The sequence below is a fragment of the Sorangium sp. So ce1504 genome (assembly GCF_051521635.1).
GTDB classification, from domain to species: Bacteria; Myxococcota_A; Polyangia; order Polyangiales; family Polyangiaceae; genus Sorangium; species Sorangium cellulosum_B.
Window position 1 is genome coordinate 8,073,455 of the sequence record NZ_CP150365.1, and the last position, 25,515, is coordinate 8,098,969.

At 71.9% G+C, this 25,515-nt stretch carries 21 protein-coding genes; 9 read left to right on the forward strand and 12 right to left on the reverse strand.

Translation table 11 applies throughout. The annotated features are described in order from the left end of the window. Positions 1-152: 152 nt before the first annotated feature. Positions 153-2,507 (forward strand): DNA polymerase II, encoded by a 2,355-nt coding sequence (locus tag WMF39_RS30200; RefSeq protein WP_437739954.1) that lies wholly within the window; start codon positions 153-155, stop codon positions 2,505-2,507. Between the two features lie 99 nt (positions 2,508-2,606). On the opposite strand, the gene pgm is transcribed toward WMF39_RS30200, so the two are convergent. Beyond that, positions 2,607-4,253, reverse strand: coding sequence for a phosphoglucomutase (alpha-D-glucose-1,6-bisphosphate-dependent) (pgm, locus tag WMF39_RS30205; RefSeq protein ID WP_437739955.1), 1,647 nt, complete (start codon positions 4,251-4,253; stop codon positions 2,607-2,609). A 235-nt stretch (positions 4,254-4,488) separates the two neighbouring features. Here pgm and WMF39_RS30210 point away from each other — a divergent pair, with 235 nt between their 5' ends. Further along, entirely contained in the window at positions 4,489-5,493 is a 1,005-nt protein-coding gene (locus WMF39_RS30210; RefSeq protein ID WP_437739956.1) for an alpha/beta hydrolase fold domain-containing protein, read from the forward strand. Positions 5,494-5,589: 96 nt separating this feature from the next. Here WMF39_RS30210 and WMF39_RS30215 read toward each other — a convergent pair whose 3' ends face one another. The 5 genes from WMF39_RS30215 to WMF39_RS30235 form a co-directional block, all read right to left on the reverse strand. Then, positions 5,590-6,492: a hypothetical protein gene (locus tag WMF39_RS30215; protein ID WP_437739957.1), complete on the reverse strand. Its 903-nt coding sequence runs from the start codon at positions 6,490-6,492 to the stop codon at positions 5,590-5,592. A 122-nt stretch (positions 6,493-6,614) separates the two neighbouring features. Next, positions 6,615-7,802 carry an oxygenase MpaB family protein gene (locus tag WMF39_RS30220; RefSeq protein ID WP_437739958.1) on the reverse strand — a complete coding sequence of 396 codons (1,188 nt, stop codon included), beginning with the start codon at positions 7,800-7,802 and terminating at the stop codon, positions 6,615-6,617. Positions 7,803-7,879: 77 nt separating this feature from the next. Then, entirely contained in the window at positions 7,880-8,503 is a 624-nt protein-coding gene (locus tag WMF39_RS30225) for an STAS domain-containing protein (RefSeq protein ID WP_437739959.1), read from the reverse strand. Between the two features lie 316 nt (positions 8,504-8,819). After that, on the reverse strand, positions 8,820-10,925 hold the full coding sequence (locus tag WMF39_RS30230; RefSeq protein ID WP_437739960.1) for a bifunctional serine/threonine-protein kinase/formylglycine-generating enzyme family protein: 2,106 nt from the start codon (positions 10,923-10,925) through the stop codon (positions 8,820-8,822). 142 nt (positions 10,926-11,067) lie between these two features. Continuing rightward, positions 11,068-12,351: a patatin-like phospholipase family protein gene (locus WMF39_RS30235; protein WP_437739961.1), complete on the reverse strand. Its 1,284-nt coding sequence runs from the start codon at positions 12,349-12,351 to the stop codon at positions 11,068-11,070. A gap of 104 nt (positions 12,352-12,455) precedes the next feature. Between WMF39_RS30235 and plsY the strand changes: the two genes are divergently transcribed. Then, entirely contained in the window at positions 12,456-13,112 is a 657-nt protein-coding gene (plsY, locus tag WMF39_RS30240; protein WP_437739962.1) for a glycerol-3-phosphate 1-O-acyltransferase PlsY, read from the forward strand. Positions 13,113-13,151: 39 nt separating this feature from the next. Here the strand turns inward: plsY and WMF39_RS30245 are convergent, their stop codons facing one another. After that, complete coding sequence (locus tag WMF39_RS30245; protein ID WP_437739963.1) at positions 13,152-14,294, reverse strand: purple acid phosphatase family protein; 1,143 nt, start codon at positions 14,292-14,294, stop codon at positions 13,152-13,154. A 494-nt stretch (positions 14,295-14,788) separates the two neighbouring features. Here WMF39_RS30245 and WMF39_RS30250 point away from each other — a divergent pair, with 494 nt between their 5' ends. Both WMF39_RS30250 and WMF39_RS30255 read left to right on the forward strand, forming a co-directional pair. Further along, positions 14,789-15,232: a hypothetical protein gene (locus WMF39_RS30250; RefSeq protein ID WP_437739964.1), complete on the forward strand. Its 444-nt coding sequence runs from the start codon at positions 14,789-14,791 to the stop codon at positions 15,230-15,232. Positions 15,233-15,296: 64 nt separating this feature from the next. Continuing rightward, on the forward strand, positions 15,297-16,070 hold the full coding sequence (locus tag WMF39_RS30255) for a class I SAM-dependent methyltransferase (protein WP_437739965.1): 774 nt from the start codon (positions 15,297-15,299) through the stop codon (positions 16,068-16,070). A gap of 101 nt (positions 16,071-16,171) precedes the next feature. Here WMF39_RS30255 and WMF39_RS30260 read toward each other — a convergent pair whose 3' ends face one another. The 5 genes from WMF39_RS30260 to WMF39_RS30280 form a co-directional block, all read right to left on the reverse strand. Further along, positions 16,172-17,356, reverse strand: coding sequence for a glycosyl hydrolase family 8 (locus tag WMF39_RS30260; protein WP_437739966.1), 1,185 nt, complete (start codon positions 17,354-17,356; stop codon positions 16,172-16,174). A 97-nt stretch (positions 17,357-17,453) separates the two neighbouring features. Further along, on the reverse strand, positions 17,454-18,227 hold the full coding sequence (locus WMF39_RS30265; protein WP_437739967.1) for a hypothetical protein: 774 nt from the start codon (positions 18,225-18,227) through the stop codon (positions 17,454-17,456). Next, the gene (locus WMF39_RS30270; protein WP_437739968.1) at positions 18,227-18,814 is read right to left on the reverse strand and encodes an RNA polymerase sigma factor; all 588 of its coding nucleotides are present in this window, start codon (positions 18,812-18,814) and stop codon (positions 18,227-18,229) included. The genes WMF39_RS30265 and WMF39_RS30270 overlap by 1 nt, the downstream gene beginning before the upstream one ends. A gap of 198 nt (positions 18,815-19,012) precedes the next feature. Then, positions 19,013-19,975 carry a hypothetical protein gene (locus tag WMF39_RS30275; RefSeq protein ID WP_437739969.1) on the reverse strand — a complete coding sequence of 321 codons (963 nt, stop codon included), beginning with the start codon at positions 19,973-19,975 and terminating at the stop codon, positions 19,013-19,015. A gap of 161 nt (positions 19,976-20,136) precedes the next feature. Continuing rightward, entirely contained in the window at positions 20,137-20,778 is a 642-nt protein-coding gene (locus WMF39_RS30280; protein WP_437739970.1) for an HAD family hydrolase, read from the reverse strand. 445 nt (positions 20,779-21,223) lie between these two features. On the opposite strand from WMF39_RS30280, the gene WMF39_RS30285 reads away from it, so the two are divergent. The 4 genes from WMF39_RS30285 to WMF39_RS30300 all read left to right on the forward strand — a co-directional run bounded on the left by WMF39_RS30285 (position 21,224) and on the right by WMF39_RS30300 (position 25,065). Continuing rightward, positions 21,224-21,355 (forward strand): hypothetical protein, encoded by a 132-nt coding sequence (locus tag WMF39_RS30285; protein WP_437739971.1) that lies wholly within the window; start codon positions 21,224-21,226, stop codon positions 21,353-21,355. Between the two features lie 177 nt (positions 21,356-21,532). Next, positions 21,533-22,315 carry an ABC transporter permease gene (locus WMF39_RS30290; RefSeq protein WP_437739972.1) on the forward strand — a complete coding sequence of 261 codons (783 nt, stop codon included), beginning with the start codon at positions 21,533-21,535 and terminating at the stop codon, positions 22,313-22,315. Then, complete coding sequence (locus WMF39_RS30295) at positions 22,315-23,397, forward strand: ABC transporter substrate-binding protein (protein WP_437739973.1); 1,083 nt, start codon at positions 22,315-22,317, stop codon at positions 23,395-23,397. The genes WMF39_RS30290 and WMF39_RS30295 overlap by 1 nt, the downstream gene beginning before the upstream one ends. A 132-nt stretch (positions 23,398-23,529) precedes the next feature. Next, positions 23,530-25,065: a hypothetical protein gene (locus WMF39_RS30300; protein WP_437739974.1), complete on the forward strand. Its 1,536-nt coding sequence runs from the start codon at positions 23,530-23,532 to the stop codon at positions 25,063-25,065. The last annotated feature ends 450 nt before the right edge of the window (positions 25,066-25,515 follow it).

The following is a 25,515-nucleotide window of genomic DNA, read 5'->3' on the forward strand; positions in this document are numbered from 1 at the left end:
GCAATCGCGCTCCTCCGGGAAATCCCCTTCGCCCGGGGCGAGAGGGGCTTGCGGGGCGCCGGTCCCGGTGGTCAAGTGCAGCGTGGCGCGGCCCCCGGGCCGCCTCGCGCGCTGGCGAAGAGCTCGCCCGGGGAACCTCCGCGAATTCGCACATGCCTGACCGTGGCTTCATCCTCACGCCCACGACCCGGGTCGTCGCCGGGTGCCCGGAGATCCATCTCCACGCGGTGATGGAGGACGGCGCGCCGGCGCTCGTCATCGAGGACAGGTTCAGGCCCTACTTCTTCGTGCGCGCCCGCGACGAGGACGTCGCGCGGCGGCTCGCGGATCGCCGCGTCTCTCCGCAGGCGCTCGAGACGCTCGACGGAGAGCCGGTCCTGCGCGTCGAGACCGCGCTCCCGCGGGACGTCGCGGCGCTGCGCGACAGGCTGGCCGAGGCCGGCGCCGACGCCCTCGAGGCGGACGTGCGCTTTCCCTACCGCTTTCTCATCGATCGCGGCATCCGCGGGGCGTTCGCCGTCTCCGGGCCTTTCGAGCTCCACCCGGGCGTCGGGCGCGTGTACCGCAATCCCACGCTCGTCCCCGCGAGCTTCGTCCCCCGCCTCCGCGTGCTCTCGCTCGATATCGAGACGAGCCTCGACGGCGAGCACCTCTATGCCATTAGCCTCGCGGGGGCGGGCGCCGTGGCGGGCGCGGGCGGCGAGCGCTGCCTCCTCGTCCGCGACGCGCCGGTGCCCGGCGGGCTCCCCGCCTTCGTCGAGCGCTTCCCTGACGAGCGGACGCTCCTCGAGCGCTTCCTCGAGCTCGTCGCGCAGGCGGACCCCGACGTCCTCACCGGCTGGAACATCCCGGATTTCGATCTGCCCGCGCTCCAGCGCTATTGCCGGCGCGCCGGGCTCCTGTGCGCGCTCGGGAGGGGCGATGACGAGATCGCGATCCTGCGCGATCCTGGCTTCTCGCGCGAGGCGCGCGCCGTCCTGTCGGGGCGGGTGGTGCTCGATGGCCTCGCGCTCCTCCGCGGCGCCTTCCTGCGGCTCGACGATTACCGCCTGGAGACCGCCGCTCGGACGATCCTCGGGCGCGGCAAGCTGTTCGGGCCAGACGACCGGGGCGAGCAGATCGAGGCGTCGTACCGCGACGACCCGGCGCGGCTCGCGGAGTACAACCTCGAGGACGCGCGCCTCGTCCGGGATCTGCTCGAGAAGACGGGGCTCATCGAGCTCTCGGTGCGGAGGAGCCTGCTCACCGGCATGCAGCTCGACCGCGTGGGGGCGCAGATCGCCGCGATCGACTCGCTCTACCTGCCCGCGCTCCGCGCCCGCGGCAAGGTCGCGCCCTCGGTATCGAGGGAGGGGCCGGAGGGAGGGGCGGAGATCGCCGGCGGCCTGGTGCTCGATTCGCTCCCGGGGCTCTACCGCAACATCGTGGTGTACGATTACAAGAGCCTCTATCCGAGCCTCATTCGCACGTTCAACATCGACCCGCTGACGTTCGTCGCCGGGGGCGCCGGGCCGCCCGAGGCGCTCATCGTGACGCCGGGCGGCGCGGCCTTCCGGCGCGGCGAGCCGGGCATCTTGCCCGAGCTCGTCGCGCGCCTCTGGGACGAGCGGGCCGAGGCGCGGCGGGCGGGCGACGAGCGGGGCGCGATGGCCATCAAGATCCTCATGAACTCGCTCTTCGGCGTGCTCGGCTCTCCCGCGTCGCGCCTGTTCTCCCCCGAGGTCGCGAACGCCATCACGCGCGCCGGGCAGCACGTCATCAGGCTCACGGCCGAGGCGGTGCGGAGGGCCGGGCACCGGGTGCTTTACGGAGACACCGACTCTCTCTTCGTCGACATCGGCGAGCCGGACACGGCGCGCGCCGTCGCCCGGGCCGAGGAGCTCCGCGACGCCATCTCCGGGTCGGTCGCCGCCGAGATCGCGAGGACGTTCGGCTGCGAGAGCCGGTTGGAGCTCGAGTTCGAGAAGGTCTATGCGCGCTTCCTCCTGCCCGAGCTGCGCGGCGCCGCGCAGGGCAGCAAGAAGCGCTATGCCGGCCTCGTCGCCGGGGAGGGCGGCGACAAGCTCGAGATCGTCGGGCTCGAGGCGGTCCGGCGGGACGCGAGCGCGGTCGCGCGGCGCTTCCAGCGGGAGCTGCTCGACCTGGTCTTCCACGATCGCCCGGTCGAGGGCTTCGTGCGGAGCTTCGTGACGGAGCTCCGCGCGGGGCGGTTCGACGCGGAGCTCGTGTACAAGAAGGCGCTGAGGAAGCCGCTCGGCGCTTACACGAAGACGACGCCGCCGCACGTGAAGGCGGCCCGCAAGCTGGGCGGGGACGCGGGGCGGATCGTGGCCTATGTGATCACGCGCGCTGGCCCGGAGCCGGCGGGCCAGACGACGGCGCCGCCGGACTACGATCATTACGTGTCGCAGCAGCTCAAGCCGATCGCGGACTCGGTGCTGCGGTGGCTGGGCGGGGCCGATTTCGATGAGATGACGGGCGCGCGGCGGCAGCTCTCGCTGTTCTGACCCGGCGCTGGTCGCGCGAGGCGAACCCGGGGGCGGGCGGCCGCGAGGTCCCCGGAGGAGCGCCGGGAGATCAAGAGATCTCGGGCGCGCCCGGGGAGCTCACCTGGCCGACAGCGCGTCGGTGACCATCGCGCGCGCCTCGTCGAGCACGCGATCGAGGTGCGCCTGGTCCTTGAAGCTCTCCGCGTAGATCTTGTAGACGTCCTCGGTGCCCGAGGGCCGCGCGGCGAACCAGCCGTTCTCCGCGACGACCTTGAGCCCGCCGATCTCGCCGCCGTTGCCGGGCGCGCGCGTGAGCTTCGCGGTGATCGGCTCGCCCGCGAGGGTCTTGGCGCGCACCGCGTCGGGGGAGAGCTTCTTGAGCACGCTCTTCTGGCTCGGCGTGGCCGGCGCGTCGATGCGCGTGTAGATCGGCGCGCCGAACCGCGCGGTGAGGTCGCGGTAGTGCTCGGCCGGGTCGCGCCCGGTGCGGGCGAGGATCTCGGCGGCGAGCAGGTCGAGGAGGATACCGTCCTTGTCCGTCGACCACACCTGCCCGTTCTTCCGCAGGAACGAGGCGCCCGCGCTCTCCTCGCCGCCGAAGCCGAGCGAGCCGTCGAGCAGCCCGTCGACGAACCACTTGAAGCCGACCGGCACCTCGCGGAGCGGGCGGCCGAGGTCCTTCGCCACCCGATCGATCATGCTGCTCGAGACGAGCGTCTTGCCCACGGCCGCGTCGGTCCGCCAGAGCGGGCGGTTCCGGAACAGGTAGGACACCGCCACGGCGAGGTAATGGTTCGGGTTCATCAGCCCGGCGCTGCGCGTGACGATGCCGTGGCGATCCGAGTCGGCGTCGTTGCCGAACGCGAGATCGTAGTCGTCCTTGAGCGCGATGAGGTTCGCCATCGCGTGCGGCGACGAGCAGTCCATGCGGATCTTGCCGTCGTGATCGAGGGGCATGAAGCTGAAGGTGGGGTCGACGGCCTGGTTCACCACCGTGATATCCAGCCCGAACTTCTCGGCGATCGGCGCCCAGTACGCGATGTTCGAGCCGCCGAGCGGGTCGACGCCGATGCGCAGCTTCGCGCCGCGGACGGCCTCGAGATCGACGACGTTGCCGAGATCGGCGACGTAGGGGCCGATGAAATCGTACGGGTGGGTCGTCGGGGCGCGCAGCGCGGCCTCGTAGGGCGTGCGCTTCACGCCCGCGTTGTCGGCGCGGAGCAGCTCGTTGGCGCGCTCCTCGATCCAGCCGGTGACGGCGGTGTCGGCCGGCCCGCCGTTCGGCGGGTTGTACTTGATGCCGCCGTCGTCGGGCGGGTTGTGCGACGGCGTGATCACCACGCCGTCCGCGAGGCCGGAGGTGCGCCCGCGGTTGGCGGTGAGGATCGCGTGCGAGATGGCCGGCGTCGGCGTGACGCCGTTCCGCTCGGCGATGAGCACGTCGACCCCGTTGGCCGCGAAGACCTCGATGACGCTGCGCTGCGCCGGCTCCGAGAGCGCGTGCGTGTCCATGCCGAGGTAGAGCGAGCCCGTCGTGCCCTCCTTCGCGCGGTAGTCGCAGATGGCCTGCGCGACCGCGAGGACGTGCGCCTCGTTGAAGCTGCGCCGCGCGGCCGAGCCGCGGTGGCCGGAGGTGCCGAAGGCGACGCGCTGCTGCGGATCGCCCATGTCGGGGCGCTCGCTGTAGTACTGCGCGCGCAGCGTGTCGGGATCGATCAGCACGTCGGGAGGGGCCTTGCGGCCCGCGAGGGGATGGAGCGGCATGAGCCTCCGCATAGCCGAGCGCGCGGGACGAACAAAGCCCTCCGCAGCCCGCAGCGGGTGCTCTGCCCGTCCACGCGAGCGGCCGCCGCGCTCGATCCCGCGCGAGCGCACGCCGCAGGCCGAGCGCGCGGCGCCTCGGAGCGCCTTCCTTCCTGCTGCGCCTCCTGTGCCACGGTATGCTCGCCTGGCAGATGACGGGGGACCGCCGATGACACGGAGCAACCGAGGCCGCACGATGCGCCAGCGCGGCCACGCCGTCGCTGCCGCGCTGGTGCTCCTCGCGTCGCTCTCCGGCTGCGCTGGCGCGCAGGCCGCCGCCGGCGCGCCGGCCCCGCGGAAGGCCGCCTCAACCGCTGCGCGCCGGAGCGCCGTCGTCGTCGAGCGCGGCGTCGAGTACAGCCTCGCCGGCGGCCAGCGGCTCTTGGCCGACGTCCTCCGGCCCGATCCGCCGAGCGCAGCCCGCCTGCCGGCCGTCGTGTACATCCACGGTGGGAGCTGGAGGCGGGGCACGCGGGAGCAAGGCCACGAGTTCCTCCCGCAGCTCGTCGCGACGGGCCGCTACGTCGGGATCACCATCGAGTACCGCTTCACGCCGACCTTCCCCTGGCCTGCGCAGCTCCGCGACGCGGAGGCCGCCGTCCGCTGGGCGCGCGCCGCGGCGGACCGCTATGGAATCGATCCAGAGCGAATCGCCGTCTGGGGAGAGTCCTCCGGCGGCCAGATCGCGAGCGTGCTCGGCACGACGGCCGGCGACGCTGCGGTCGAGGGAGCCCCGCCGCCTCCGGACGGCCCCCGGCCGCCTACGAGCCGTGTCCAGGCGGTCATCAACTTCTGCGGACCGACGGACATGGCGGCTTTCTTCGCCTCGGCGACGACGCCCGAGGCGATCGCCGAGATGCACGGCCGGCTCGATCCGCTCTTCGACGGCCCTCCGCCGGAGCGCGCGGACCTCGTGCGCTCGGCCTCCGCGGTCCACCATGTCGACGCGCGGGATCCCCCGTTCCTGTTGATGCACGGCACGCGCGACGAGTTGGTCCCGTTCGCCCTCTCGGAGGCGATGCACAGGGCGCTCCTGCGCTCGGGTGTGCCGAGCGTGCTCGTCCCTGTCGCCGCGTGGGGGCACGGCTTCCGTGGCGCCGAGATCGACCGACGCGTGCTGGCGTTCCTCGACAGGCACCTCTGGCGTGCGCCCGTCGCCGTCTCCAGCGAGCCGGTGCGCGCCGAGCGGACCCCCGACTGACGGCCCATGGCGCCCTGCGACGGACCGCCGCCCCCCGCGGAGGGCCGTGGACGGTGGCGAGGAGGGCCCGCCCCCAACGCGCTCAGGATCAGCGGTTCACAGCGGCCTGTCCTTCGCCGCCGCCTCGAGCCAGTCCGCGCACGCGCCGTCCTCGGCGGGCGGCTGAACGCCCTTGAGGAGATACCACGCCTCCCGGTGCTCCGCGCGGGCGCCGGGCGAAACGCGCTGCAGCGCGCCGAGCGACTCGATCTCGAGCATGTCCGCGTTCGTGAACGTCTCGAAGTTGCACCCCATGTCCGGGTACGTGGCGCCCTCGATGAACGGGAACCGCTTCAGGAACACGTTCCCGTGGTTCGCGTACGCCGCGTAGCCCTGGGTCACGAGCGCCCCCACCTTCTGCGGCCCCTTGCCCGCGACCTGCCGCAGGCGGATCACGCGCTTGCCCCAGGTCCACCGCGGCTCGGCCATGTCGGTGTACGACCACAGCACGAGCGGCCGCGCCGGCAAGACGCGATCGGGGTGCGGGACGAACGGCGCCTGCGGGAACAGGCACTCGCCGCCGCCCGCCATCACGGAGAGCGACCACGGGGCGAACTCGACCGCATAAGCGCTGTGGTTCTCGATCGCATGATCGATGACGAACCTGCCCGCCGCCGCGTCCGCCGCGATGCGGACCTCCTTCTGCATTCCGTACCTGTCCGGCGCGGTCCGGAGCACGAGCGCGCCGTTCTCCTCCCGGTGCTGCACGGGATCGTTGTCGGGCTGCAACGTCCGCTGCTCGTCCTCGGGGCCGATCCAGAGCCGGTGACCGCCGTAGAACCTGTAGTGGGTCCCGCCTGTCGCGCCCATGTCCTCGGGGATCTCGGAGAACTCGTTCGGACCGCCGATGACGCCGTACCGGATGATGCGCGGGCCGATGTCGAGCGTGACGACGAGCTCCGTGTCGCCGCAGACGAGGCGCGCTGCGCGCTTCCAACCGCCGTAAGGGATGATCTCCATGCCGGAGGTCTCGTACCGCAGAACCGGAGGGCGGTTCAACCCCGACTGCCGCGCCCGCTCCCACGCCATCGCCCCGGACATCCGGCGCCGCGGCCGCCTCGCCCCGCGAGCGGCGCGACCGCTCAGGTGCCGCTGCCGGCGAGGCGCTCCGGGGGCGCGAAGTCGGCCGGGCGGCCGCCGAGGCCCATCGAGATGACGCGCCGCCAGCGGAGGTCGCCGAGGTCGAGCGCGAGATCCTGCAGGGGCGGCAGCGCGTGCGCGCGGCTCGACGCGGCGGCGACGGCGCGGAGCAGCGGCACGACGAGGGGCGAGCGTCGCCGGGGCACGCCGAGCTGCTCGGCGAGCTCGTCGCCCAGCACGGCCCGGGAGAGGCCGCAGGAGATGGCCATGAACCGCTCGGCGCTCCGGCGCTCGCCGTCGGTCCGCGCGCTGCGCACCCTGCGGGTGAGCAGCGCGTCCACGAGCATGCGCGAGTCGTGGTCCGGCGCGCCCTGCGTCGCGAAGATCATCTCGGCCAGCCGACGCGCCTCGGCGTAGGAGCCGGGGATGAGCTCCGGCTCGACGCCGATGACGTGGGCGACGTAGCGCCAGAGGTGGACGAGGTCCTCCCTCTGGGCGGGCGCGAAGCGGTAGGCGAGCTTGTCGAGGCCGTCGATGACCGCGACCGAGAAGAGCAGCGCCGTCGCCACCATGTCGTGCTGGTTGATCGGCTCGCCCCAGAGGGTCGCCTGCCACCGGCCGCTCGCTCGGATGAGCCGCCGCACCTGCGCGTGCATGACGCGCACCTTGACGGTGATCGCGAAGCCCTCGCCGGAGCGGCGCATTCCGTTCGCCTGGCTCACGGCATAGACGAACCGGCTCGTCTCGGCGAGGCGGCGCTCGGCCTGCTCGCGGAGCCTCCCCGAGAAGACCAGCGGTTTGTTCCCGCCGGGCGACGCGTACCCGAGGATGAGCGACTGCATCGCGAGCAGGATCCCGCCGAGGGCGCCCGTGCGCAGGAACGCCGCCCCGCCGCGGTTCACCGCCTCCCAGTCCACCCAGAGGGGCACGTGATCGACCGACGCGAAGAGCGCCCGCAGCTCGGCCGGGGCCTCTTTCACCGTGCGGTCATCGTCGATGCCGCGCGCGAGGGCAGCCTCCAGGAGACGGAAGCCCTGGCCCGGAGGCATCGACGCGAACGCGTCCACGACGGCGTCGGCGACCGGATCGACGCGGAGCAGGAAGAGCCCCAGGCGATCGAGCTGGTCGCCGAAGCGACGGCGGGCGTCTGCGGTGTCCTGGAAGCGAGCGGGGATCGTCGCGTTCTCCATGGGCTGCAACAGGATATCCCTTGGCACACCGGCTGCGTTCCGCAAAGGCGACGCCGCACGAAGCGGAGCTCCGCCGATCACCGCGGTGAGATCGTGCGCCCCCGCTGCGCAAGGCAGAACCTGAGCCCCTCCCGCAGGCTGCGCATCGGGTTCAGCTCGTCGAACGCGACGCCGATCGCGACGAGCGTCTCCGCGACATGACCGCCCAGGCCGGTGAGGACGCAGCGCGCGCCGAGGAGCTGCACCGCCTGAGCCAGCTTGATGAGGTGCTGGGCGGTCATGGAGTCGATGAGCGTGACGCCGGTCAGATCGAGGATCACCCACTCGACGTCGCTGTCTTCCGCCACGCGCACGAGGAGCCGCTCGGTCACCTCGACGGCGCGCACCGAGTCGAACAGCCCGACGAGCGGGAGCGTGAGGATGCCGTGCCATATGTCGATGATCGGCACCGAGAGCTCCCGGATCGCGCACTCCTGGCGCTGGATGGTGTCCAGCTGATGCTCGAGCTCGCGCTTCGAGGCGGCGAGCGCGGCGAGCGCCTGGCTCTTCTGCTGCGTGGTCGCGGAGAGCTCGGAGAGAAAGACGCGCAGCGCCTCCTCGATCACCCCGAAGGCGTCGTGTTCGACCGCCGCCAGCTGCTTCAGCGCGAGCTCGACCTCTCCCGTGGACGCGAGCGCAACCGCATCGATGACGCGTTGCATCCGGCTTTCCTCGATGGAGATCATGTTCTCGGATTCTTGCATGGACTCCTGTGGGTGGTGGCCGGATTTGAACATGAAGGCGGGAAGGCGGGAAGAAAAGATCAATGATCTTCCCGCCTTCCCGCCTTCATGTGAATCACTCCGGGGCAAATCAGGCCACCACCCGGCCTTACCTATCCCGACATCCTACCTTGCGATCGGGCGTGTGAATCGACGTTCGACCAAGATGGGATAGATAGCCTATCCCCGGCGCGGCTGAAATGAGCCTGACCGGTTGATCCGCGCTTCCCTGCCGCCCGCTCTGGCGACCTCGTGTTCAATCGACCGAGCGAACGCAACGAAACCCGGTCGAGACGTCACCTGCCTCACGATCATACGCCAGCCGGAACGTCGCTTTTGCCGTGCTGGCGGAGAAGTCCCACGATCCCCCCCGGAGCACGCCCCTGCTGCCGGTCGCCGGCACCTGGGGATCTGTCTGGGCGCCTCTGGCATACACGGCTGGGTCCCAGCCGTCGGCCACCCACTCCCAGACGTTGCCCGCCATGTCGAGCGCGCCCGACGGGCTCGCTCCGGCCCTGGCCGAGCCGACCTCCTGGGTGCCCCGGCCGCGCCCGCCGCAGCCCTGCCCAGGAGGCCGAGACACGACCGCGTGCGCGCAGCCTGGCGGCTCGTTGCCCCACGGATACTCGCGGCCGTCGGCGCCGCGCGCGGCGTATTCCCACTCGGCCTCGGTCGGGAGCCGCTTGCCGGCGAAGGCGCAGTACGCGGCCGCCTGCGCCTGGTCGACGCACGAGATCGGGTGTTGCGACTTCGCGGGATCCGCCGCGGTGCAGAGCGCGCCGCGCTGCTCGACGTCGGCGTCGGTCGTGCGGGGGCCGTGCAGGCCGCTCGGCGTGCACCGGCCCGCCTCGACGCAGCGCTGGTAGGCGGCGACCGTCACCTCGGTGCGATCGACGTCGAACGCGCGGGTCAGCGTCACCTCGTGGGGCGGGCGCTCGGATTTGCCGCCCTTCGCGCTGCCCATCGTGAAGCGGCCCGCCGGCATCCGGACCATGTCGGGCGGGGGCGGCGCCTTCATCCGGGGCGCGGTAAGGCCGCCGAGCACGCGCGCCGGCCGCGCCTCGTCGGGGGCGCGGTGGCGGACGAACGCGACGGCGCCTGCGCCGGCCGCGGCCAGCGCGGCCGCCGAGACGAGCGCGGGCACCAGGCGCCGCCGCGGGGCGGCCCTGGGGGCCTGGGGCGTGGGAGGGGGCGACGCCGGTTGCGGGGCGGCCTGCGGCGGCGCGCTCGTCGCCAGGCCACGCATCGTCGTGAGGGATGGCGTGGGCGGCGCGCCGGCGGGCGTGGGCGGCGCGCCGACAGACGTGGGCAGCCCGCCAGCGGGCGGGCCAGCGGCCGCGCGCTCCGTCCCCGCCACGCCCAGCGCCGCAGCGCCGGGCGCCGCGCCCGCGGGCGGGCCGTCCGCTGTGAGCGCGACCGCGCCGGCGGGCGCGGCCGTCGCCATCGCGGCCTCGATCGCTCCCCAGAGCTCGCCTGCCGTGCGGTAGCGCTCCCGCGGGTCGATCGCGAGCGCGCGGCGCACCACCGCCTCGACGGCGTCGGGCGCGCTCACGCCCGCGCCGCCCAGGCTCGGGCGGAACGCCGGATCGGTCGCGGCGATGTACAGCTGCGTGACGTCGCTGCCGAGGAGGGCGCGGTTGCCCGAGGCCACCTCGATGAGCACCAGGGCGAGCGCGAAGACGTCGGTCCACGGCCCGGTCGCGCCGAAGCGGTGGTGAAACTGCTCCGGCGCGCCGTAGTGGACGGTGAAGGCCCGGAGCGCGCTCCCTGTCTCGGCCATCGCCTGCGTCATGCTCGAGAGCTCGCCGAGCACCTTGGCGATGCCGAAATCGAGGACCTTCAGCGTGCGCCGGCCGCCGATCTCGGCGAGGAACAGGTTGGCCGGCTTGACGTCGCGGTGGGCGACGCCCTGCGCGTGCGCGACCTCGAGCGCGTACGCCGCGGGCGCGAGCAGGGCGACCGCCTCGGCGAGCGGGCGCGCCGCCTCGCCGCGGGCGCGCCGCTCGGCGATCTCGCGGTCGAGCGGCACGCCATGGAGCCACTCGAGCACGAGATAAGGCGTCCACTCGCCCGACGGCGAGACCGCGGCGCCGGTGTCGAGGGCCTGCACGATGCCGGCGCTCGCCCGGGAGAGGCGGTGGAGGAGCCGCCCCTCGTCGAGGAGCATCCGCTGGAACGACGCGCGCTCCGCCGGGGCCAGCGATCCGAGCAGCTTCAGGCACTTGACCGCGACCGGCTCGTCGAACCCGAGGTGCTGGCCGCGGTAGACGACGCCGAACCCGCCCTCGCCGACCACGGCGTCGAGCCGGTACTTGCCGCCGATCGTCGCGCCCACCCAGCCGAAGGGATCCGAAGGTGCCATCTCGCGGCGCGAGTCTACACCGGGCGCGGCGGCCGCGCGGAGCTCGCGCCGAGATAGGCGCCGAGCGCCCCGACGCCGTCTGAGCCTCGGCGCCCGAGAGGATCCGGACGGATCCAGAGCGTGCCTGTGTCTCCAGGCCCCCTCAGGGCGCCCGCTCCTCGAACCCGCCCGGCCTCAGCGCCCGCTCGAAGAACGCGCACAGCTCCTCGTGCCGCGCGCGCGCGTCCGCGCGGCCTATCTCGATGAGCCGCCCCGCGAACTCCCCGTCGAACAGCAGGTAGGACAGGAAGTCGGCCTCGCGCTGCTCGTCTCCCTCGGCGAGGCGCCGCATCACGCGGCCGAGCACGCCCGTGGCCCGCGCGCGGAACGCCGGGGAGCGCACGAACTCCGCCGCCAGGCCGCCGATGTCCTTGGAGGCGCGGATGAGCAGCGACCGCATCGGCCGGAGCGCGCGCCCCGGCGGCAGCCCGAGCTCGTCGTTGAGCTCGCCGATGAAGCCCTCGCCATAACGCCGCCGCCCCGCCTCCAGGATCCCGTTGATGCTCTCGAGCCGCGCCAGGTCGTTGTCGATCCGGTCGAGCATCAGCGCGTTCAGCGTCTTGCCGAGCAGGAAGAGGGGCCCGGGGAAGCCCGGCCCGTCGCGCTCGGCCGCGCTCGACGCGGGCTCGATGTACCGCGGATTGACCACGATCACGCCGTCGGCCCCGAGGCGCCGCGCGGGCGACAGCGGGACGTTCTGGCGCAGCCCGCCGTCGCAGTAGAGCTCTCCGTCGATGTTCACCGGGCGGAACAGGATGGGGAGCGCGGACGAGGCGAGCGCGTGCTGCGCGCGGATCGCGGTGGCGCGCGGGGAGATCGTCGGGTCGTGGCTCCAGGGCGGCAGGCCGGGCTCGCGGCGGTGGACGAAGACGACCGTGCGGCCGCTCTTGACCAGCGTCGTCGACACGGTCAGCGCCGACAGGAGCCCCCTCTCGAGGTGGCCGTCGATCCGCTCGAAGGGCACGGCCTCCGCGATCTGCCGCTCGAGGCCCGACGTGTCGAGCAGCGCGGCGCGGCCGCCGCTCGATGGCGCGCGCGCGCTCGCGGCGCCCCCGCGGAGCAGGTCGTGCCCGACCGCGAGCACGCCGCGCACGTCGAGGCGCACGAGGTCGTCGATGCGCAGGCGCGTCCACACCGCGGCGAGCCGCCGCGCGCGGCTCCGCGCCTCGTCCGCGAACGCGGCGAGCCCACAGACGTTGATGGCGCCGACCGAGGTGCCGCACAGGATATCGAGCGGCGCCTCGCGGCCGAGATCGCGAGAGACGTCCTCGAGGATGTGCTGCACCACGCCGACCTCGTAAGCGCCGCGCGCGGCACCGCCGGCCAGGACGAGCGCGATCTTGGGGGCGCGGCCACTCCGGGTCGAGACGGGCGCCAGGTCAGCCATGCTCGCAGAATACCATGATCACCATCGTGACATGGGCTCTTTGGCGCGCGCTCGACGCGGCGCGCGTGCTACACCCGCCGTGAGCGCGGGCATCGAGGCGCGCGATGACGGCAATGACGGCAATCTACCTGGCCCTTGCCTACCTCCTCGGAGCGATCCCGACAGGCTACCTCTTCGCGCGGTTCGTCAAAGGGGTCGACCTCCGCGAGGTCGGCTCGGGGAACATCGGCGCGACGAACGTCCTGCGCGCCTTCGGCTGGGGGCCTGGCCTGGCCGTCCTCGCCGCGGATGTGGCGAAGGGCGCGCTCGTCGCCGGGCCCCTCGCGTCGTGGCTCTCCGTCGCGCCGGGCGGGTGGGTCGTCGCGGCGGGCGGCCTCACCGCGGTGCTGGGCCACGACTACACGGTCTTCCTCGGGATGCGGGGCGGCAAGGGCGTCGCGACGTCCTGCGGTGTCCTGCTCGTGCTGGCGCCGCGGTCCACGCTCGCCACGCTGGCCGTCTTCGCGGTCATCGTGCGGGCGACCCGCATGGTCTCGGCGGGCTCCCTCGCCGGCGCCCTCGCCCTGCCCCTCTTCCTCTGGCTCCTCGGCGAGCGGGGCGCGCCGGCCCTCTGCCTCTCGCTGCTCCTCGCCGCGCTCGTCTGGCTCAAGCACATCCCGAACATCCGGCGGATGCTCGCGGGCACCGAGAGCACGATCTCGTTCGGGAGGCGGCGCGACGACGAGCACGACGGCCCGCCGCGCGACGACGAGCGCCGCTGACGGCCGGGGCGCCGCTCGGCCGCCGAGGGCGGCACCCGCTCACTTGGTCATGGTCGTCGTGAAGATCAGCGCCCCTTGTTTGTCGATGAACTCGAACAGCAGGTTCCTCCCCTCGAACCGCAGATAGGCGAAGCCCTCGGTCTTGTCCGTGAAGAAGAGCTGCCCCCGCTCGGTCGGGACCGAGGAGACGACCGGGCGGGTCTTCGAACCGGCGCCGCTGATGGCGAAATAGACGTTCGGGCAGCCCTCGTCTCGCCCCTTGTTGATGAACTCGAGGTTGTGGTCGTGGCCGGCCATGTACATGTCGGCCCCGCAGTAGATGGCCTGCTGCATGGCGAACATCCCGCTCATCCCGAGCGACGGGTTGTCCGAGGCGTGAACTCCGGACGTGTAGCGGGGGTGATGGCCAAAGACGATCTTCCACGTGGCGTCCGAGGCGGCGACCCGCGCGCTCATGTCGCGCGCCTGGTCATCGGAGGTGAAGTCGACGGTATCGATCCCGAAGAGATGGACGTCGCCGACGCGAACGTCGTAATACGAGGCGGGCATGTGCCACTTGGCGGTCAGCCGCATGCCAGGCCCGTCGCCCACGGGCAGCTGCGAGTAGTCGATCTGCGCTTGCCGCACGCCGCTGCTGCTGGGGCCATGGTCGTGGTTGCCCAGCACCGCATAGAACGGGAGGCCGTTCAGGCCGGGCCTGTCGTAGGGCTGCTCGAACTTGGGACCCCACTGCGCATCGCTCGTGTCGACCACGCCGTGGTCGTAGAAATTGTCACCGTTCATCATCACGGCATGACAGCCCCCGACCTCGATGCACTTCTCGCTCATCCGATCGGCGACCTGGTTCTGCGCGAGGTTTCCCTCTCCGGTGTCGCCGAGAGCGATGATCCTGACGACATCATGGCGAGAGACGACGGCCCCGATGACCTCGGCGCGCCCCGCGCCCGAGCTCGCTCCGGGGTCCGCGGCGCTCCCGCCGCTCGGCCCGGCGCCGCTGCTCGCGCCGCCCGTGCTGGTCGGCTCATGGCCTGTCCCCTCGTGCGCTCCGGCGCTCGGGATCGGCACGCTGTCCGCCACGCCGCAGCCCGCGCCGAACGCGACGGCCGGCGACGCGGAAAGGACGAGGGCAACAAGGGACTTCGTGGAGATCGCGAGAGGACGAGCTGCGCGGAGAGGCTTCATCTAGCGCTCATTGTAACCAACGCCGGTCTCCGATGATCACCCGCCCAAAGCTTTGTTCGTCCCGGCGCGCCAGCAGACCCGAGCACACCAGCTCTTCCACCCAGACCGGACACAGGCGTCAACACGGTATCCACGCCGCGGCCCGGCCGGAGCCATCGCCACGACGTGCGCGCTGATCCCGATCCGCCCCCCAGCATCATCACCATCCCCTTCCGACAGAACCCTCAGGGCCATCCAGAAGCCGGGGCTCGAGCACGCTCCCCTGGACCTCCCGCCGGCGCCCATGCCGTCGCCCGCCATCGGAGCGGCCCCCTTCGACGGCGCCCGTTTTTCTCTTGACGTCAGCGAGATCACAGCATATCGAAGTTGAACATCACTTTCAATATCAACAACGGAGCCAACGTGATCCGAGAGACGCCTCCTGCCCCGAGCCTGTACCGATGCGCAGCGCTCGCCGCTTTCCTCTGGTCCGACGCTCGCCAGGGAGAAGCCTCGTGAGCTCTCGCACACCGCTTTCCGTCGGCCGCCCGCTCCCGTCTGGGCCGTCATGCCTGCCGGAGCCCGCGAGCGAGCAGGGCTGGCCTCCGCCGCCGCACGATCCTCGCGAGCGCGAGCTCGCGCTCGTCGTCGCGGGCTGGGAGGTACGCCTCTTCGGCGGACGGAAGTTCGACTACTTCGTCACGCACGGCTTCTGGCACCTGCAGCTCTGGCACCCCGAGGCGCGCGTCTCGATACTGACGCCCTCGCGGCTCACGCGCGGGCTCTACGAGGCGTATCCGATCGCGAACTGGAAGGCGCAGGCGCCCGACTACGACAAGCTCGCGACGCTCCTCGGCGGGCTGGTCGAGGCGAAGCTCCCGGAGCGGGTGGCGGTGCTCCGCCTCGAGCTCGCCCTCGTCGCCGAGGTCGTTCGAGGCCACGGCGGGGTGGCGTCGTGACGCCGTGTCTCCGGGGGGCGCCCGCGCTCGCGCGGCCTCGTGTCCGGCGATGCAAGGAGGGCTCATGAGCTCCATGACCGTCTCCAGGGACGCGGTGCTCTCGCTGGTCGGGCGCGCCGAGGCGCGGGTGCGCTTTCCGGATCTCGGCTTCGCCGATCCGTGGGCCGAGGCGATGCTGGCCACGCTCGACGTCGATCCGGCTGGCTTCGACGCCAGCGCGCTCCGGACCTCGGCGGCGCGCGCCATGATCATCGACGGGCTCGTCAGGCGCTATTTCGAGCGGAACCCGTTCGGCCTCGCCATCGCGCTCAACGCCGGGCTCTGCACGCGGTTCTCGCGCATCGACAACGGGACGCTCCGCTGGGTGGATCTCGATCCGCCCCACGTGGCGGAGTTCAAGTGCGCGCACCGCCTCTGCCACGCGTCCGAGCGCCACGCCCTCGCGAGGAGCTGTTCGATCGCGTGCACGGGCTGGATGGATTCCCTCCGCGGCGCGAGCGACGTGCCGACGCTCCTCATCGCCGAGGGCGCCCTGGCCGGGCAGCCTCGCGAGCTCGCCGACGCCTTCTTCACGCGAGCCTCCGCGCGCCTCCCGACAGGGACGGAGATCATCCTCGATCACGAGGTGTCCCCGCCCCTGCGCGCGTCGCTCCGGCAGCGCGCGTGCCTGGAGATCCCGGCCCTGGATGGCTCGGCCGCGCGCTACCCGCGGCTGCGGCCGGTCGGCGAGAGCGACGCTCTTCCGGCGCCAGAGCGAGCGCTGCGCGGCCTGCGTGGGATGCCTGGCCGGCACCGCGGCAGAGGTGCGCCGCCGGTCCTCCACCTCCGCTTCGAATGAGCCTCGCGGTTCGCGCAACGGCGTTGCCCCCGAGGAGCGATGTCCCTCCCCCGGGGCGCGGACCGAGAGGAGCCGCCGCGCGGAGATGCCCGCGCGCCGGATCAGTACACGCGAAACTGCCCGCTCAGCGTCAACAGCGAGAGCATGTGGAGCAACCTCGAGAAGTAGCGGGTCTCCCCGGTCGCCGGCGGCGTCGTCCACACCGCCTCGATGTAGGCGTCGCGATCGTCGTTCGTCGCGATCAGCCCGGTGACCCCGTTCATGAAGATGAGCGCCGACTCCGGCGTGGCGTTGAGCATCGCGCCGTCGATCTTGAAGACCGCGCCGTACTTGTCGATGCCCAGCTTCGAGAAGAACCCGAGCAGCCGGTCCGCCTCCTCCACTTGCCACGGGTCGACGCCGAACCAGACGTGGTCGAGCGCGAGGCTCAGCTGCGTGCGGTAGGCCTCGGAGCCGAAGTAGTCCCAGTTGAGCACCGGCGTGCCGTCGAAGTGGGCGCGCACAGGGATGAGCCCGGTGCTCGGGTGCGCGGCCTCCTGCCAGTGGGTGCGCGCGCTGGCGGCAGCCTCGGACCAGAAGGGGTCGCGCATGGCCTGCGCCCAGAGCTCGTAATAGGCGGGCATCTCGATGGAAGGACGGGTGACGTCCGCCGCCGAGACGTGCGGGTAGTCGTAGACGAGCTTCGTCGTCGAATCGAACGTGTTGGTCACCCCCGAGGCGACCCCCCCGTTCTGGGCCTCCTTGTGGCGCATCACCTCGAGCAGGCCGATCGCGTCCAGCCCATAGTCGATGGTCCCGGTGTCGCTCCCCCAGCGGCCGTGGGCGAAGAACAGCGCCATCGCGATCTGCTGGAGGCCAAAAGGATCGAAGCACGCCACCACCGTGCTCCCCGGGACGTCGCACCATGACATGAGATATCCCTGGCCGGGACCGGACTTGAGCTGGAGTGTGGACTTGGCGTATCTCCAGATCCGGTCGAACTCGTCTCGCTTGTCGAGCTCGACCGTGATGATCATCCCGAGGCCGATGCCCTCGGAGCGCACGTTATTGTGGTAGTCGTCCCAGATGTAGGCCTGCTCGGTGCCAGGCACCGGGTAGTAGACGGTCTCGTTGTCGCGATCGCCGTAGAAGAGCTGATCGAAGCTGTCCTCGATCTTGGCCGCGATCTCCTCGTCCGTCTTGCCGAGCACGTCGCGGAACGCGTTGGGGTACTCGGAGGGGCCCGTCAGCGGGCCGAGCTCATCGCTGCTCATCCGGTCGTAGCCGAGCGAATCCACCGTGGTCACACACCCAGGCAGCACACACACCGCCATCCAGGCACCGGCGACGCCGGAAGCTGCGCGGAACGAACGGAGGAGGGCAGGGCAACGCATGACCCAGAGTTTAGTTGTTTACATAGCGCCGTACCCGGGAAGCAAGCACGCTGTTCGGATGCCGGCGAAGAAACGCCGCGGCGCGCTGCGAGGCAGCGTCGGAGCGGCCGCTCTTCGCGAGCGCGTCGATCCGCAGGACCTCGGCCTCGAGGCTCAGCCGCCCGCGCGGATGCGCCCTGGAGTAGGCGTCCAGGAGCGAGAGCGCGCCTCGCGCGTTCCCGCTCGCGAGCATCGTGCGCGCCGCGTCCAGCGCGCCGAGCTCCGCCTCCAGGGCGGCGCCCGTACCGGACGGCTTCGGATCGAGCTTCGTGGCCGCAGCGCTGCTGCCACCCGCAAGCGCCGGTGCCATCGTCTCCTCCGCGAGAGCCTCCACCGGCGCTGGCTCCGAGGCAGGCGCCTGCACAGGCTGCACCGCCATCTGCGCGACCGGGTCGGCGAGCGCGGCGCCGAAGCGGTGCGCCGCGGTGACGTCCGGCGCGTCTTGCCCGCGCCAGGCGAGGTAGCCCGCGGGGATGCCGGCGAGCATGCCCACCGTCGAGAGCGCGACGAGGATCTTGGTCCAGCCGAGCTTCACGGCGAGCGACGAGGACGTAGCGGACACCCCTGCCGCGGAGAGCGCCGCAGGCGCCGCCACGCTGGCCGTCAGGGCGGCAGCGCCGGCGAGTCCCAGCGCGGCCAGCGTCTTCGCGCGCGTCTCCGGTGACGTGGGATACGACGCGCCTGCGTTCAGCAGCGCGCGTTCGAGCGGGTTGTCGCTCTCCTCCAGTAGGCGACGTGGTTCCATCATCGTCTCACCTCGCTCGTCGAAACGAGCTCCAGCGCGCGGACGCGCTCACGAAAATCGGCCCTGGCCCTTCGCAGCCGAGAGGCCACGGTGCCCTGCGGGATCCCCAGCACGCCGGCGATCTCCACCATGCTCATCTCCTCGAACTCGTACAGCACGAACACGGTCCGCAGATCGGACTCCATCTGGTCGAGGACCTGATCGAGCATCTGTCGCGCGTGTTTCTGGCTGGTGAGCTGCTCGGGTGTCGCAGCGTCCACAACCTCCGGCGGCTCGGCCGCGGGGAACTCTCGCCGGCGCGCGGCGCTGCGGCGCGCGTGGGCGGCTACGTGAAGCGCGGTCTGGAGAAGAAAGCTCTTCTCGGCGCCCGGCCGGACGTCGTCCAGCCGCTGCGCGGCGGCGATGAAGGTGCGCTGCACCGCATCGTCGATCTCGGCAGCAGGGGTCCCCGCGTTGCGGAGCACCCGACCGATGAAGTCAAGATGAGCATCCACCATCCGTCGCAGGCGCGCGTCCCGCTGCTTCACGTTGGCCGCCGGTGGAGCCACGCTCGCCGGCTCGCTGTCAGGCAAAGCAGGCGATGTCATGACGTCGGCAACCATACTCACCGCGAGGCGAGGCATGAGACCAGTGAAGAATGGACTCTACCGGGAAGCAATGGGCGACAGCCAGAGCGGAACATTGTCCTCGGGTCGGGGGGAGCAGCGTGCCTGCGGCCCAGCTTCCGGATGCCGTCCATGGGTCATAATTCCCAGCGCGAGTCGGAGTGATCACAGAATCCTGGCTTAGAAGTTGTGCACGATTCCAACGCCAACGAGCGGCGAGATCACCGGAGTCTCGCCGACGGTTTCTGCAGACCACCCCATGGTGAACCGCCGGTGAACCAGCGGCACGAGGACGCCGGCCTCGAGCTCGAGGGCTGTGCCCCCGCCGAGGAGCGCAGCGGCGCGCGCGAAGCCTCCCGCGCTCCACCACGATCGCACGGCGGACTCCGGGTTCGAGATACCTCGTCCCGTCGCCGCGAGCCAGCCGCCGGCGGCGACGACGCACGGCTCTGCGCTGACGATAGGGCCGAGCTGCCAGCGCACCGGGCACGCGGAGAGGGCCGCGGCCGCCCACTGGATGAGGGCGTCGCCGCCCGACAGCAGGTCGTTCCGCGCATACATCAGCGAGAGGCCGAACGAAGGGCTCAACGGGCCCTCGACCTGCGGGGTCACCCGGGCACCGAGGGCGGCGCCCAGGCTCGCATGAGGTGCGACAACCTGGGTCACCACCACGTGCGCGCCGAGCGCGAACTTGAGCGGAGGCGCCTCTCGCGGGGCGGGCGGCGGCGCAGGGGGGACGGCGGGCGGCGGCGCAGGGGGAGCGAGGGGCGCGGTCACCTCGACCACCTCGTCGAGCGCGATCGCCGCGGTGAGCGAGAGCGCCTGGACCACGACGTCGCACGACGTGGCATCGACGATCCGCGTGTCGGTCTCGCCGCCTGCGTGAACGACGCGCAGCTCGCCGTGGACCCCGGCCCCACCGCGGCTCAGCCGGACGCGGACACCCCAGCCGTCCTCTCCGTCAGCCGCGAGGCGCACGCGGTCCGACCGGGCACGGAGGCCCTCGTAGAACTGGTCGGCGGTCGAGCAGTCCGCCGGGGCATCGAAGTCGATGCGAATGGGGATCGGCGCCGGCGCCGCGGTGGCCGAGGACCAGCCGAGGACGACGAGCTCGATGAGCGAGATGCCGTCACCGGAAGCCACGGGCCCGAAGGTGCCACGAACCGTTCGTGAACCGCCAGATGGTCATGCACCCAGCAGATGTGCAGCGTGCAAAAATCCAGGGGAGGGGGCGACGCAGCGCGGTGGCGGCGCGCACACACAGGCGCGGTGAGCTACCTCATCGCGCGAACGTGAGGTCGCGCTCACGCTCCTCGGAGGCGAGCGAGCACCTCGCGCAGCGATCCGAGCTCCGCGTCCGCGCCGGTGAAGTCCGACGGCGCCGTGAGCGGCGACGGGACGACCCAGCACGTCAGGCCCGCGGCCTTGGCCGACCGGAGCCCGCGCTCGGAGTCCTCGATCACGAGGACATCGCGCGCCGCGAGCCCCAGCCGCTCGCAGGCGATCCGGTACGGCTCGGGATCCGGCTTGGCGCGCGCGTACTGATCCCGCGTGAGCGCGAACTCGAACCACCGCAGGAGGCCCGTCGCCGCGTGCGCTCGGTGGAACGGCTCGGGCTTGCTGCTCGTGACGATCGCCATGCGAAAGCGCGCGGCGAGCTCCGTGACGACCTCTCGCACGCCCGGCAACAGCGTGTCTCCGCCCGCGACGAGCTCGAGGTACCGGCGATCCCGCTCGTCGGCCAGCCGCCGCACGCCCGCCTCGTCGACCCCGCGAGCGCTGGCGAGGTGCCAGGCGCCGCGCGCCTCGACGAGGAACAGCTGGCGATAGTCGTCGATGGTGAGATCGACGCCGGCCGACGCAATCGTCTCGCGCGTTGCCTGGAAGTAAAGCCCTTCGGTGTCGACGAGGACTCCATCGTTGTCCCAGAGGATGGCCTTGAACACGCGGCGCCTTCGTAGCGCCGCCCCTCGATGCCGGCAAGCGAGCCCGGCGGCAGCGGGCGCCACGCTCGGCCTCTCATCGGAAGGACGCGCGCACGCGAGCGCCAGGCCGGCGCCACGCTCGGCCTCTCATCGGAAGGACGCGCGCACGCGAGCGCCAGGCCGGCGCGATTCACGTCGTGGACGCCCGCAGCGGCCACCCATCCGCCGGAACCAGCAAGGGTCCCAGCCGAACGCGTCGACGGTTTCCCCGCCTGTCGGTGGGGGAGGCAACCCAGAGGCGACCGAGAGACAAACCGACGAGGCGGCGAGACGAGACCAGACGAGACGCGGAGAAGCCGAGACATAAGCGCTCGCGAAGTACAAAGTTCGTGACTGCGCCACGAGAGATGGTGCTAGCCTCGGTCAAGGCGGATGACACCAACACATCCACCGAGGCGGTGCTCCCATGGGTGACAAATCTCCGAAGGCCAAAGAGCGACAGAAGAAGCAGGACACGGCGGATAAGAACCAGAAGAAGGCAGCCGCGACCGCCAAGGCGTCGCCTGCTCCGGCCGCGCCCGCCAAGAAGGGCAAGTAGCCGGACCGAGCGGGGCCGCGCTCGGCGCGGTTCACACCCCGCTTCGACAAAGCTCCCCACGCGCCTCTCCCGTGGCTCGGCGCGCGCGTCGCTCGGCGCCGGGCCACGGACGAGCCTGATTTCTTCCACCGCAGCATCTTCCTGGCGCGGCGGCCTCGCGCTAGAGAAGGCCGAGCCGTGCGACCCACCCCGCTCCAAGCCGTCGCGCCGCCGCTCGCCGCGCTCGTGATCCTTCTCGCGCTCTGGGAGGCGCTCGCCCGAGCGCTCAGCGTCCCTGCCTACCTCCTGCCGCCCCCCTCGGACGTGGCGCGGGCGGGCGCGGTGAACGCCGCCACCCTGCTCGCCGGCACCGTCACGACGGCGAAGGCCGCGCTCGCGGGCTTCTTCCTCAGCGCCGCGGTCGGCGTGCTCGCCGCCATCACGCTCGCCTCGTCGCGCCCGCTCGAGAGGGCGCTCTATCCCTATACCGTCTTCCTGCAGACCGTCCCGATCGTCGCCATTGCCCCGCTGCTCGTGCTCTGGTGCGGCCCCGGCCTGCGCGCGGTCGCGGTCTCGGCGTTCATCGTCTCCGTGTTCCCGGTCATCGCGAACACGCTCGCGGGCCTGCGCTCCGTCGAGCCCGCGCTGCGGGATCTCTTCCGGCTCTACGGGGCGGGCCGCTTCGCCACGCTCCGCAAGCTCGAGCTGCCCTCGGCGCTCCCCCACCTCGTGACGGGGCTCCGGATCGCGGCGGGCCTCGCCGTCATCGGCGCGATCGTCGGGGAGTTCGTCGCCGGCTTCTCGGAGGACGCCGCCGGCCTGGGCATCCTGGTCCTCTCCGCCTACCGCCAGCTGCGCACGGATCTGCTCTTCGCCGCCGTGCTGCTCGCCTCCGGGCTCGGCCTCGCGCTGTTCGGCGCCGTCGACCTCGCCGGCAGGCGGCTCTTGCGGCGCTGGCATCCTTCGGAGATCAATCGCTGATGCACTTCCCCGACAGCCGCCGGTTGTTCCTGCGACGCCTCGCCTCCCTCGCCGCCGTCCCCCTCCTCGCCCCCGCGTGCTCGCGCTCGCCGTCGCCGGAAGGCGACGGGCGCGCCTCGTCCGCGTCCCCGCAAGGAAGCGCGCCGGCCGCGCCTTCGCAGAGCGCGCCGGCCGCGCCCGCCGCGGCTGCCCCCGATGCGCCGGCCGCGAAGGTGAAGCTCGCCCTCAACTGGGTCCCGGAGCCCGAGTTCGGCGGGTTCTACGCCGCGCGCGAGTCGGGCGCGTTCGCCAAGGAGGGGCTCGATGTCGAGATCCTCGGCGGCGGCGCCGGCGTGCCGGTCGTCCAGATGGTGGCCGGCGGGCAGGTGGATTTCGGCATCTCCGGCGCCGACGAGGTGCTCACCGCCCGCGCCCGCGGCGCGGACGTGCTCCCCCTCTTCGCCGTGTTCCAGACCTCGCCGCAGGCCATCATGACCCACGAGAGCCGCGGCGCGAAGAGCATCGCCGATATCCTCAAGTCGGGCACGCTCGCGATCGAGCCGGGGCTGCCTTACGCCGCGTACCTCAAGAAGAAGTACGGGTTCAACAAGGTGAAGGTCGTGCCGTACGACGGCGGCGTCGCCCGCTTCGTCGCCGACAAGGACTTCTCCCAGCAGTGCTTCATCACCGCCGAGCCGATCGCGGCCAAGCGCAAGGGGAGCGATCCCGCCGCGTTCCTGGTGGCCAGCGAGGGGTTCAACCCGTACGTCGTGGTCGTGATCACGCGCGCAGCCCTCTGGAAGGAGAACCCCGAGCGCGTCCGCGCGTTCGTCCGCGCGACGCGCGAGGGCTGGCGCACATACCTCCAAGATCCGACGCGGTCCAACGAGATCATGGCCAAGCTCAACACCTCGATGGACGCGGAGACCTTCGTCGCCGCGGCCGAGGCGCAGCGGCCGCTGATCGAGACCACCGAGACCAAGGAGAAGGGCCTCGGCGTGATGACCAGCGAGCGCTGGGAGACGCTCGCGAAGCAGCTCGTGGACCTCGGCGTGCTCGAGAAGGCGCCGCCGATCGACGAGGTGCTCGTCGCGACGCGCTGAGCGGCGCGACGGGCGCGCGGCGCGACAGGCGCGGCGCGCGGCGAGAGATCTCTGCGCGCGACTTCGTCTAGAATGTCGCACGCCGCGCCTCGTGGCGCAGCCGCGCCTCAACGCAAGGGAAGAACGCCCTCCATGGCTTCCACGCATCGACCTCGGGCCAGCCGGCTCCCGTTCGCCTCGCTGCCCCTCGCGGCGGCGTACATGCCTGCCGCCGTCGCCATCGCCCTGGCCGCGTGCGGCGACGAGTTCACGGCGCGCCCGCCCGACGCGTCGACGAGCTCGAGCACCGGCGGCGGGAGCGGCGGGAGCGGCGGTGGGTGTCCTGGAGGCGGCATGGTCTGCGGTGACGCATGCGTCGACCCGATGACGGACGCGCAGCACTGCGGCGCGTGCGACGTCGCCTGCCCGAACTTCGGCGGCGAGCCGACCTGCCAGGACGGGGTCTGCCAGTCGCCAGCGTGCGAGGAGAACCGCGGCAACTGCGACAAGGACCCCGAGAACGCCTGCGAGGTGGACCTCCTCACGAGCACCGCGCACTGCGGCAGGTGCGACAAGCCCTGCGGCGGCCAGTGCGTACGGGGCGTTTGCGTCGTGCCCACACACATCGCGGCCGGCACGGATTACACGTGCGCGGTGCTCAGCGACAGCTCGGTCTGGTGCTGGGGCAGGAACACCTGGGGCAACCTCGGCGACGGGACGCTGCAGCAGGATCGACCGATCCCGAGGCCGGTCATGGGCCTCAGCGGCGCCGCCAGGGTCGCGGCGAGCATCTCGTCGGGGCGCGCGCACACCTGCGCGGTGCTGACCGACGGCGCGGTGGCGTGCTGGGGCGCGGGCAACAGCGGACAGCTCGGCGACGGCGAGGCGACGAACTCCCCTTCCGCCGTGCGCGCCAAGGAGCTCGCGGGCGCGATCCAGGTCGCCGTCGGCGGGACCCATACCTGCGCGGTGACGGCGTCGCACGAGCTCTATTGCTGGGGCGAGGGCAGCTCCGGCCAGCTGGGCTACGGCGACGAGGTCGATCGGGTCGAGCCCACCGTGATGCTGGACGGCGTGGACTCCGTGAGCGCCGGCCTCTCGCACACCTGCGCGGGCATGATCGAGCGGATGGGCGAGCGCACGATGAACTGCTGGGGCCACAACGAGAGCGGCCAGCTCGGCCTCGGCAACTTCAACCAGCAGAGCACCCCGCAGCCCGTCGCGGGTCTCACCAGCGTCGCGCTCACGGCCGCGGGCGCCTTGCACACGTGCGCCGCGCCGGCGCGCGGCGTGGCCTCCTGCTGGGGCAAGGGAGAGCAGTTCCGCCTCGGGACTGGCGTCGTGAACCCTGAGGCGAATCCCCGGAAGATCTCGGACCTCGTGGACGTGACCCGGATCTCGCTCGGCGCGAGGCACTCCGGCGCGGTGCTGGCGGGCGGCGAGGTGCTCATGTGGGGCGACAACGCGAAGGGGCAGCTCGGCAACGGCACGCAGGATCCGGGGCTCCTTCCGGAGCCGCTCGCGCTGACCGACGTGGTCGAGCTGGCCCTCGGCGATGACCACAGCTGCGCGCTCAAGCGCACGGGCGAGATGCTCTGCTGGGGTGACAACAGGAACGGCGAGCTGGGCGACGGGACCGTCGAGCCCCGGCTCGTGCCGACGCGCGTCGCCTGGCCGACGCAGCCTTAGCGCGACACCTCGACCGCGGGGAGCGGGGACCGCCGCGCGCCAGATGCTGAATGGCCTTCGGGAACATTCGGCAGCATTCACCGACATGCGGCCAGGACGCGTTCTCCGCCCGTTGCACACATCTGTCGCCACGTGCACTACGTAAATGACGTGGATTGACGTGGACTGACGTGAACCGACGTGGACTGACGTGAACCAACGTGGACTGACGTGACCGCGCTGTGCAGGCAGGGCGCAAGCGCGCAACTACGCGGACACACATGTGAAACATGACGCGGGCGACGCGGGCGACGCGGGACCGGTCAGCCAGGCAGCTGCCTCCCTGATATTTCATGAACCGAAGAATTTCGACTCGACAGCCAATCAGCTCAACCGCATATACTCCAGCTATCATGGCCGCGTCCTCAGCCTGACAAAGCCAGGCAATTTGCACTTTGGCTTCTGGACGCG

What these genes read in the sequence shown, in the direction of transcription:
- WMF39_RS30235 (WP_437739961.1), bottom strand. Translation starts at nt 12,351, where the DNA reads ATGGCTGACCTGGCGCCCGTCTCGACCCGGAGTGGCCGCGCCCCCAAG.
- WMF39_RS30270 (WP_437739968.1), bottom strand. Translation starts at nt 18,814, where the DNA reads ATGACATCGCCTGCTTTGCCTGACAGCGAGCCGGCGAGCGTGGCTCCA.
- pgm (WP_437739955.1), bottom strand. Translation starts at nt 4,253, where the DNA reads ATGCCGCTCCATCCCCTCGCGGGCCGCAAGGCCCCTCCCGACGTGCTG.
- WMF39_RS30295 (WP_437739973.1), top strand. Translation starts at nt 22,315, where the DNA reads ATGCACTTCCCCGACAGCCGCCGGTTGTTCCTGCGACGCCTCGCCTCC.
- plsY (WP_437739962.1), top strand. Translation starts at nt 12,456, where the DNA reads ATGACGGCAATGACGGCAATCTACCTGGCCCTTGCCTACCTCCTCGGA.
- WMF39_RS30230 (WP_437739960.1), bottom strand. Translation starts at nt 10,925, where the DNA reads ATGGCACCTTCGGATCCCTTCGGCTGGGTGGGCGCGACGATCGGCGGC.
- WMF39_RS30215 (WP_437739957.1), bottom strand. Translation starts at nt 6,492, where the DNA reads ATGGAGATCATCCCTTACGGCGGTTGGAAGCGCGCAGCGCGCCTCGTC.
- WMF39_RS30300 (WP_437739974.1), top strand. Translation starts at nt 23,530, where the DNA reads ATGGCTTCCACGCATCGACCTCGGGCCAGCCGGCTCCCGTTCGCCTCG.
- WMF39_RS30220 (WP_437739958.1), bottom strand. Translation starts at nt 7,802, where the DNA reads ATGGAGAACGCGACGATCCCCGCTCGCTTCCAGGACACCGCAGACGCC.
- WMF39_RS30200 (WP_437739954.1), top strand. Translation starts at nt 153, where the DNA reads ATGCCTGACCGTGGCTTCATCCTCACGCCCACGACCCGGGTCGTCGCC.
- WMF39_RS30265 (WP_437739967.1), bottom strand. Translation starts at nt 18,227, where the DNA reads ATGGAACCACGTCGCCTACTGGAGGAGAGCGACAACCCGCTCGAACGC.
- WMF39_RS30255 (WP_437739965.1), top strand. Translation starts at nt 15,297, where the DNA reads ATGAGCTCCATGACCGTCTCCAGGGACGCGGTGCTCTCGCTGGTCGGG.
- WMF39_RS30285 (WP_437739971.1), top strand. Translation starts at nt 21,224, where the DNA reads ATGGGTGACAAATCTCCGAAGGCCAAAGAGCGACAGAAGAAGCAGGAC.
- WMF39_RS30225 (WP_437739959.1), bottom strand. Translation starts at nt 8,503, where the DNA reads ATGCAACGCGTCATCGATGCGGTTGCGCTCGCGTCCACGGGAGAGGTC.
- WMF39_RS30210 (WP_437739956.1), top strand. Translation starts at nt 4,489, where the DNA reads ATGCGCCAGCGCGGCCACGCCGTCGCTGCCGCGCTGGTGCTCCTCGCG.
- WMF39_RS30245 (WP_437739963.1), bottom strand. Translation starts at nt 14,294, where the DNA reads ATGAAGCCTCTCCGCGCAGCTCGTCCTCTCGCGATCTCCACGAAGTCC.